Genomic DNA, 1,043 nt, shown 5'->3' on the forward strand with positions numbered 1-1,043 from the left:
CAGAAAAGTGTTTGAGAAATAAACGTTTTACAACATTGGCTATGAGCCATAGCTTCCACTCTGCACTCAAGAATATTTACTCTATATTTAAAAAAATAAATAACTCGGTTAGCGTTCTGCGATAGCCAGTTGTTTGGTAAGACCAGGGAATGCTGATCTTGGGAAGATAACTCCTTGTATGGTCGCTTGGGAAAGCCAGGGGTTCTCTCCAAACAACTGTCTGAAATCGCTACGGCGCATAGCCCTGACCGTTGGGCGTAATTTTAAACAGCCATGGTCATATATCTTAAGCAGTTTCGATTGATTCTAATATTATTGGGGTTATTCTGCTTACAGACTAATGCTCAAACCCCTTCAATTACCGAGTTTGATTTATTTGGTTGCTGGATATTACAGAGGTCTCAAACTTCTGACCAAACTCTGTTGATATATAAATCCTGTGATGACTCCAATTCATCTGAGTTCATTCAAAGTTCAAAGATCATGTTTCAGGCATACGACAAATGTCTTTTCAAAGAAATGAGTTCTGGACCGGCATGTCCCGTGGTAGTAGAGACGATTGAAGGAACATGGACATTTGATTCAGGTACTCATACTATTACCATATACTATCCGAATGACTACAAGGCTAACCTATACGCTAAGTATGAAGAGATCTACCCGGAAAAGTCAATTAAAAGACCAAGGATAAAATTACAGCTGACAATAGAGAGCTGGACTGATGGTGTTCTTATGGCAGAGAAAACTACGCCCAACAACGGCTATGAGCCATAGCTTCCCTCCTGCACTCAAGAATATTTACTCTATATTTAAAAAATAAATAAATCGGTTATCGCTTTGCGAAAGCCAGTTGTTTGGAAAGACAAGGGAATGGTGATCTTGGGAAGATAACTCCTTGCATGATCGCATGGACTTGCCCGGTGCCAGCTCCAAACAACTGTCCAAAGTCGCTACGGCGCATAGCCCTGACCGTTGTAGCTAATTTTCATGAAACCACTCTTTTCTCTACTTCTTCTACTCGCCTCTCACTTGCTCTCATCTCA

The 1,043-nt window shown here is 40.9% G+C and carries 1 protein-coding gene; it reads left to right on the forward strand.

From position 1 onward, the window contains the following. The first annotated feature begins 519 nt into the window (after positions 1-519). A complete protein-coding gene (locus tag CLV82_RS14660) occupies positions 520-774 on the forward strand; it encodes a hypothetical protein (protein WP_133645114.1) in 255 nt (84 codons plus the stop codon). The last annotated feature ends 269 nt before the right edge of the window (positions 775-1,043 follow it).

The organism is Zeaxanthinibacter enoshimensis, assembly GCF_004362865.1.
In the GTDB taxonomy this organism is placed as follows: domain Bacteria; phylum Bacteroidota; class Bacteroidia; order Flavobacteriales; family Flavobacteriaceae; genus Zeaxanthinibacter; species Zeaxanthinibacter enoshimensis.

Excerpts from the sequence above, each read along its gene's own strand:
- CLV82_RS14660 (WP_133645114.1), top strand. The coding sequence starts at position 520 with ATGAGTTCTGGACCGGCATGTCCCGTGGTAGTAGAGACGATTGAAGGA.